This window comes from Alkalibacterium sp. MB6 (assembly GCF_009935905.1).
In the GTDB taxonomy this organism is placed as follows: domain Bacteria; phylum Bacillota; class Bacilli; order Lactobacillales; family Carnobacteriaceae_A; genus Alkalibacterium.
On record NZ_PREX01000019.1, the window covers coordinates 42,871 to 50,245 of the forward strand.

Genomic DNA, 7,375 nt, shown 5'->3' on the forward strand with positions numbered 1-7,375 from the left:
CAGTCTATAAAATCACTATCTTCGTCTGGTTTTCTATATAAAAATTTTATGATTATCATAATAATTTAAACAAAAAAGGGAGTGTTTCTCATGGCAACTGAAAAGAAAAAAATCCAAGTGAATATCGAACGAGATTTAGCAAATGAAGTTGATGATGTTTTAGAATCTTTAGGAATTAATCCTACCGTTATAATTACAGCACTATACAAAAGAGTAGCAGTAAAAGGAGAAATGCCATTTGCATTAAGCTTAACTGAAAAAGAAAAAAGTATAATTACACTACAAAAAGCGGTTGAACTTATTCCTAACAGAGAATTTAGCACCACCGAAGAATTAATGAAATGGTTAGACGTAGCATGAAACCGCATGGTACTGTGATTGTTTTTAGAGAATTTGCCCATTCTACAGATGGTGAAGCGAGACCAGCAGTTGTTATAAGAAAAATGGACAAGACATTAGTATGTTTTAGAATATCAAGTAAATATGAAAATAAGTCTGTAGCCATAAAAGGACAGTATTATCCAGTTCAAGACTGGAAAAGTGCCGGGTTGCAAATGAAGTCTTGGATTGATGTCGGTGCAACAGCCACTATCGATTTAATAACTATTTCATATAAACAGATGGGCAACCTTTCATTCGCAGATATAAAAGGTTAAAAAGAATTTATAGAAAACTATTATGGTTATACCGATTAATGACGCTTGTGTTTTAGTTGCAAAAAAAGTGAACCGCAACCAAAAAAGCACTGCCAAAGTATAGTCACTGCTTTTTTATGAACAATAGTTTAGCATTTAAAAAGAGACTATCTTACACATAAATCATTCCCATTCATCATTAGAATCGTAGAGATTGACTTTTGAACGGTTCCCTCTTACTTCTTCATCAGTATAAGTTACCGGATCTTTTTCGAACTCTTCCAAGCGTTTAACTGCTTCTGCGTACAGAAGTTTACTTTCCAATTCTTCAATTAATTTATCTATTATAGTTTCAAATGTACTTTTATCTTGTACATATGTAACTGGATTATATTCATCAAGACTCCCTAAGTTACCAGCAATAATAATTTGAATACCTCTTTCGCAATATTTGTCTGCCAAATAACTTGAATAATCAGGGTCTGATTTGTCAAATGGGTAAGCAATAGATCCTTTTAACCTTAATTGTTTAGCTACAATATAAATCATTGTACACCTCCTCGAAATCAGTATCTAATCTTTTAACTAATAACATACTTCTTCCACTTTGCTATTTTTTATAAATGACTCTCTTCAGTTCACTTTCTGAGAAAAGTATCTTTGTTATTAACGGATTGATTTTAATAATCTCTACCAATCGGTCTACTAAATCTCTTTTCTGAATATCATAAAGTTCTTCTTCTAATTGTTTTTTACATGAATCAAAATTCCAGGTAAGTTGTTCATATTTTAAATAATCCTTTACAGCATACAAAGCAATCACTTGATGCTCACATTTATGGTCTCTATCTGAAGTACAATCACAATGATTATAAAAAACTTCATAGAAATCACTGACTGTTACATTAACTATGCGCACATCTAATGAATCAGCTATCCAAATAGTATATCTGTCATTAAAAGTTTGTTCCACTCTTAATACTAATCCTCGTTCATAAAATTCCTTCCCAATTTTTAATAATTCAAAATCAACGTGGTCTTCAAATTTCATCAAGTGCATGACATCGTCCTCCTCATTTTTAGCGAACGTACGTTCCGCTTTATAGTGACAGTATAATCTATTAGACGATTTTATACAATGCAATCCCTTACAATTAATAAAGAAAATAGTACTGTCCAAATTTAAGTCCAGTACTGTTTTTTGGCTCATCACATTAAAACGGCAAATCATCATCTGATACTGTTTGTTGAGGATTCTTTTCATCTTCAAGCAGACCTTGTTCTTCTGCCCCTTCCATCGTAATCCCATACGGGGCGCCACCGTCTGTAAACCCAGCAATGAAGTAATACCCGTAATAGTCTTCTTCAGTCATGGTTTCCATTTCATTGTTTTCATTTTTTCTTTTCTTGTAGCCCACTTTTTCACCTCCTATTCAATAAACAGCACTGCCTATTTAAAGACAGTGCTGTTATCTATGCTAAATCCAGTTTAAAAGCTTCTTTTTTTACATCAGTTGAGTCATTGGCATTTTCCATTACAAAATAATAGGTCTCATAAGGACTGTAGGATTCATTTAGCAGGACAAACTTCTCAGTAAAGACACGCTCGTCACTACTGGTCATCTCACTATCTGCAATGAGAACAACTTCGTTTGAGATCTTTCTGCCTTGTTCATCTTCAAAGTAAAGATTCAATCGTTTTTCTTTCTTCTTCTCTGATACTGCTTCGAGCTGTAGGAAGTTTAACCATACAATGTTATTTGTAATATGACGAGTTTGGCTCACCAGGTTAACTTCTACTTCCGGTATTTCATTCTTGCTTCGGTCTGTCTTGATACGCAAAAGTGGAACCATCATCTCTTGAGGCAAGTGTCCACCGTGAACGTATTGATACCCTCCGCCTTGTAAGGCAAAGCGATTTAAGCCTCTTGGAACGGTAACATATCCATCAGTATCCAGACGTTCTGATAAAGCAAAACTCAAACCTTTCGTATCTTCTTTTTCTTTTTCAGATAAAATGAATCGTTTATTTTTAATCCACGCATCCATATCAGCATTTAGCTGCACTTTGGCGCTGGTAGGAATAGCAGATCGAGTATAGAGATAACCATGATCGGCCGTAACTAAAAACGAACTCACACTTAATTCGTTAGTTAGGCGGTGCATTAGTTGTTTCAATTCAGATATAGAATCCCGTGTGGCAGAGAAAACGTCTTGCTCTGTTGGGCGGTTATCTCCTATCGCATCCACTTTATTGTGGTAAATATAAATAATTTTTTTACCAGCTAGAGTTTCTCTTAACTGAAGTTTGTTGAATTGTTGCAACTGATCAGCAGTCACTGCAATGGAATCAGGATGACCATTTTCTTTGAGTATAGCTTCTCGATTAGCTAAACCTTTGCTTGAACGGCCATCAATCAAGACCTCTCCATTTTCTAAAAGCTGTATTCTATCATGCGGCAACAAATTCGCCATACCAAGAGACGTTATTGAAGGCAATTCCGTTTGCATCCAGTCAATTTCTCCATTAAAACGCGTTTCCTTTGTTAATTCTAGGAACAATTCCTTCCCAGCTTCATAGCGTAACCCATCAGAAATCAACACAACAATCCGTCTATCTTGATTACTATAGGGTTTAACTTCTTGCTTAAAGAAGTGATGTTGTAATTTATTTTTAGCAAAGGTGCTTTGGTTAGAGAAGTATCGATCCCACTTGCTGGTGAAGTTAGGTAGGAATTGATTGACATACAGTCTTTCTAAATCTTCCTTCACTAAGTTAACCGTGTCTTTGTGGCCACTACTTAACTGATCCCAATAGGTGTAGAGTTTGCGATAAGCCTGATCGATATGGTAACTATGTTCAGCATAATAATTCCAAATATCATTTACATCCGTCATTCCTGAAAAATCAGAGTTGAATTGTTCGACATAATGCAACAATTTGACGCTCCACTGCAAAAAGTGGTAGACCGGTCGAAACTCAGGATACCAAAACGTATTGCGTCTCTTGGAAAGTAGAGGCGTCAGTCGTTCATAATCGGTTGCATTTATAGTTATAGCTTCAGCGCTCTGCTTAATCAAGGCCTTGTCAAACCACTTAAATGTCTCAAGTCTAGCAAGCACGGTGCTTGGTAAGTCTTGGAAAAGAGCATCTAGAACCAGTTGGCTTTCAATAACTGTAGAAACAAATGCAAAGCTTTCTTCTTTATTCTTTTGGTTCATCCACTGGTTCATAAATACAATGACAGGATTGGTTTTAGGTAAAAGATACGACTGGAAGGCTTTTGGAGACTTGCCTTCCAGTTCAGTATCTAAATAGGTTAAGAATACTTGTTTCATTAACTCGCCGATCGACAGATAACCTGAATGACTCGTTTCTGGTCCGTAACCTATTATAAAATCGAATACATCCCAAAAGCGTTCTTCGTTTCCAAACTTAACAATAGCTTCCCATTTATCTGACTCTTGAGAAGCTGCTTCTTCAAAGAGTTCAATTAATACACTCATCCAATTTGGTGAAGAGGCTTTAGTTAAAGCAGCAAAAACGCTGTAGTCGACCGCTTCTTTCGTTTGAAAGGGACTTTGATCAAACAATCGTTTAAACCGGTTGATTCTGTCTTTTGAACGGAAAAAGACGGGATACTGAGAAACAGCATCAATGACTTCCGTATTAGTCTCTTCAATGCCCAAGGTAATATACAACTGACTTTCTGCATCAATTTTGAGCTCGTCACTGTACAGCACGATATCCATCAAAGGGTTATCACCCAAAGCTGGTTTTTCCATTGCGAAGTACAAAAAGAGATTATCATTTACGTGTTCTCTTTCAACTAGAAAACTAGTGTGAAAATAGTTGGATGGCGTAACTTTTATGACCGTACACTGGTTTGTTTCTTGACACCATTCAGTGATGGATTCTAAATAAGTCTCTTCTTCATCATAAAGATAAAGGATTTTGCGGGCTTCGCCGTCTTTTAAAGGAGTGGAAAAAGACTCTTCAATTCGTTTGATTACATCATTCGCCATCTCTTTGCCTCCTTTATAATTTGTCGAATATGTTTTGCTTAATTGGCTTCGTGGTTTCGCTTGTGACGAGTTCATTATTCTGGAATTTTTCATAGTTGACCAACACGCCATCATCTAAGTCGAGTTCGATTTGTTTTCGAGCAACGTGGTTAACGACTTCAGAATACCTAGCTAGTTCTTCGCGGTCTTTCATGTGGTTTTCAATAATTTTTTGAACACGTGCTTTTTGCTGCTGGGTACTGGTGTCATCATTTAAGATTTGTTCTTCATACCCAATCATGTTCTCCAACACTTTACTTTCTTGCAAGATATAATCAGTACGCAAACGACCGATAGTATCTTTGTCATAGCGGTGAAGGTACATCAGTCCTTTAAATGCGCCGCGTTTACCACTATTAAACTGCCAGTATATCGGGCGTTTTTGATAGGTTCTAACGTGATCTTTGTAAAAGTCTTTGATGAAGTACTCACGGATACGTTCCCTAGCACTTTGAGTGGCCTTCTTCTTTAAAAATTCCGCTATAAACATCAGATTGTCTTCTAGTGACTCATCTCCATAAATAACGGTTAATAATTCTTCTATTTTTTTCACAATATCATCTTCAAAGTACTGATCCTGAGTAATAGGAATGATGTTGTTTTCATCCGGCTGATAGCTCGTGTAGAGACTTGTGTCCCATTCTCCACCAGCAAAAGCCAAACCTTTTTTGTCTAGAGAATAGCGACCAAACATCAAGCCTACTAAATAGGATAGGAAACTCTTAATGTCTCTTTCTCTATCCGCTTTGCGAACCGTTACATCTTTTTCTTCCACTTCAGGTGTCAGTTCATCTTGAAGGCCATAGACATCAATAAAGATTCGGTTTAACTCTTCTTCGTTTTCTTTTAGTTGGTAGAAGCGATCTTTAGCGACTTCTTCCCATTTTTCAAAGCTGTCTTTAATACGAGAACTACCTTCTTTGTAAGTTAAGAATGGGTGCTCTTCAAAGTCCCAGGACGTTTCGAAGGAGTCCCAGTCGGATTTAGATAATTTAACAATATTTTCAGCTCGTTGTTTATTTTTTATTTGGAAAGCAACAAGTGGAATATTTCCGATTGGTCCTTGATTAAAATCTAAAGTCGGTGCCAATAATTTTAAAATATACATTGTAACTTTTGAATTCAAAAACATTAAGTAGTCGTCTATATTTAAATTGTTATCTTTTAAGAATAACATTGGACCCTTGCTATCGAATAAATATCCATTTGGAGTTTTTCTAAATGATATATTACCTGATGTAAGAGATGACCAAGTCAGGCCTTCTTTAAAATAGTAATTAGGATTTCTAATAACTGATCTTTGTTTACCATTTGAAAACTTAAAATTCTTAATTCTATTACCGTCATTTTCCCAATTTATAATGTACTCATTGTTTCCATACCATTTCCTGAAACTGCCTCCTTTGTTGTAGGGGAACCATTTTAATTGACTACCTTTAGCCTCTATATTACTTTTCAAATTAAATCCTATTTTATTATGGAGAACTTCATACCACATTCTTAAAAACTGATTATTATCCGCAGTCGCTAAACCTTGTCTAGGTTCTGCAATATCACTTAAAGTAGAACCCGTTTGAAATGCTTCAATTATTTTATCACTAGCCCAATAAGCTATTGGACTTCCTGGTATTTTACTGAAGTTAATTTCTGGATTTGAATAATATAATTTCTGGTTTCTAAAATTCAGTTTTTTCTCCTCGGCATTTTTAATGTCTACCATACGAATATATTGACCGTTAAAATTCTTAATAGGAGTGTTTCTTAAAATATAACTTGTATTTTGTACAACTTCCCCACCGATTTCTTCAAAAGTTCTAGTTCCCAAGTGAATCATATTAATAACTGTTTGGTTTTTTAATAATTTACTACGAACTTTTTCAAAAGAAGATAAAAACATCCATGACTGCTGATTTATTGTAGCTGTGTAATGATTATCCTTTGTAAAATATTTAGTCACTTCTATAAACACTGCAAACAAATCACTTTTTTCATCGGGATAGTTTTTATTTACATATTTTTTTAAGTATGCATTCATACCTTTGCTACCCATATAAGGCGGATTTGTAACAACGACTTCATATTGCATTACTAATACTCTATATTGATCTATTAAATCTTCAATTAATGGAAAAACATATTCAACGAGCTCACTTGTAAATATGTCTAGTTTCGACTCATTTCTGAAGTATTCTAATTGCTTTTCAATTAATGGGATGTCAATTTCTGGTACTTGAATAATTGAACCATACAATTTACCATCATAAAATGTGGTATATAGTGACTGTATGGCTTCTTTTACTTGGTCATCATTCTTAGAAAACAACTGCATCTGCTCTTCAGTTATCGTGTTGCTCTCTTCAATGCTATAAATATGAACGCTATAGTCACGACTAAATAAGCGACGATCATATTCTCTAGCTTTCATGACAACAGAAAATGTTGCTAACTGAGCAGCACGCTTGTCGATGTCTAACCCATACAGATTATTTTCAATAATTAACTTAGGTATGTCTCGTTCTAGATATCCTCGAGATAAGTATAATTTATGAAAGACTTCAAAGGCATAAACTAAAATATGACCCGATCCACAACTTGGTGTTTATGGCAATATAAAAGTAGATAGTATTGCAACGAAAATCTTAGAAGCTTGAACAAACAAAAAAGGCTTGCCAGCC

At 35.1% G+C, this 7,375-nt stretch carries 6 protein-coding genes and 1 pseudogene; 2 read left to right on the top strand and 5 right to left on the bottom strand.

Annotated features, from left to right (window positions below; genetic code table 11):
* The first annotated feature begins 90 nt into the window (after positions 1-90).
* Together C3945_RS08345 and C3945_RS08350 are read left to right on the top strand one after the other, a co-directional pair.
* Positions 91-360, top strand: a complete 270-nt coding sequence (locus tag C3945_RS08345; protein WP_161879243.1) for a type II toxin-antitoxin system RelB/DinJ family antitoxin — start codon at positions 91-93, stop codon at positions 358-360.
* Positions 342-656: a hypothetical protein gene (locus C3945_RS08350; protein ID WP_161879244.1), complete on the top strand. Its 315-nt coding sequence runs from the start codon at positions 342-344 to the stop codon at positions 654-656. The genes C3945_RS08345 and C3945_RS08350 overlap by 19 nt, the downstream gene beginning before the upstream one ends.
* Positions 657-818: 162 nt before the next feature.
* Here the strand turns inward: C3945_RS08350 and C3945_RS08355 are convergent, their stop codons facing one another.
* The 5 genes and pseudogenes from C3945_RS08355 to pglX all read right to left on the bottom strand — a co-directional run.
* The gene (locus tag C3945_RS08355; RefSeq protein WP_161879245.1) at positions 819-1,184 is read right to left on the bottom strand and encodes a DUF6718 family protein; all 366 of its coding nucleotides are present in this window, start codon (positions 1,182-1,184) and stop codon (positions 819-821) included.
* Between the two features lie 61 nt (positions 1,185-1,245).
* The gene (locus C3945_RS08360; protein ID WP_161879246.1) at positions 1,246-1,695 is read right to left on the bottom strand and encodes a hypothetical protein; all 450 of its coding nucleotides are present in this window, start codon (positions 1,693-1,695) and stop codon (positions 1,246-1,248) included.
* A 154-nt stretch (positions 1,696-1,849) separates the two neighbouring features.
* Complete coding sequence (locus tag C3945_RS08365; protein ID WP_161879247.1) at positions 1,850-2,053, bottom strand: hypothetical protein; 204 nt, start codon at positions 2,051-2,053, stop codon at positions 1,850-1,852.
* A 55-nt stretch (positions 2,054-2,108) separates the two neighbouring features.
* Entirely contained in the window at positions 2,109-4,661 is a 2,553-nt protein-coding gene (gene pglZ, locus C3945_RS08370) for a BREX-1 system phosphatase PglZ type A (protein ID WP_161879248.1), read from the bottom strand.
* A gap of 13 nt (positions 4,662-4,674) precedes the next feature.
* A pseudogene (gene pglX / locus C3945_RS08375) lies at positions 4,675-7,284 on the bottom strand (BREX-1 system adenine-specific DNA-methyltransferase PglX); the annotation flags it as partial.
* Positions 7,285-7,375: the final 91 nt, after the last annotated feature.

Excerpts from the sequence above, each read along its gene's own strand:
- C3945_RS08355 (WP_161879245.1), bottom strand. The coding sequence starts at position 1,184 with ATGATTTATATTGTAGCTAAACAATTAAGGTTAAAAGGATCTATTGCT.
- C3945_RS08345 (WP_161879243.1), top strand. The coding sequence starts at position 91 with ATGGCAACTGAAAAGAAAAAAATCCAAGTGAATATCGAACGAGATTTA.
- C3945_RS08360 (WP_161879246.1), bottom strand. The coding sequence starts at position 1,695 with ATGCACTTGATGAAATTTGAAGACCACGTTGATTTTGAATTATTAAAA.
- pglZ (WP_161879248.1), bottom strand. The coding sequence starts at position 4,661 with ATGGCGAATGATGTAATCAAACGAATTGAAGAGTCTTTTTCCACTCCT.
- C3945_RS08350 (WP_161879244.1), top strand. The coding sequence starts at position 342 with ATGGTTAGACGTAGCATGAAACCGCATGGTACTGTGATTGTTTTTAGA.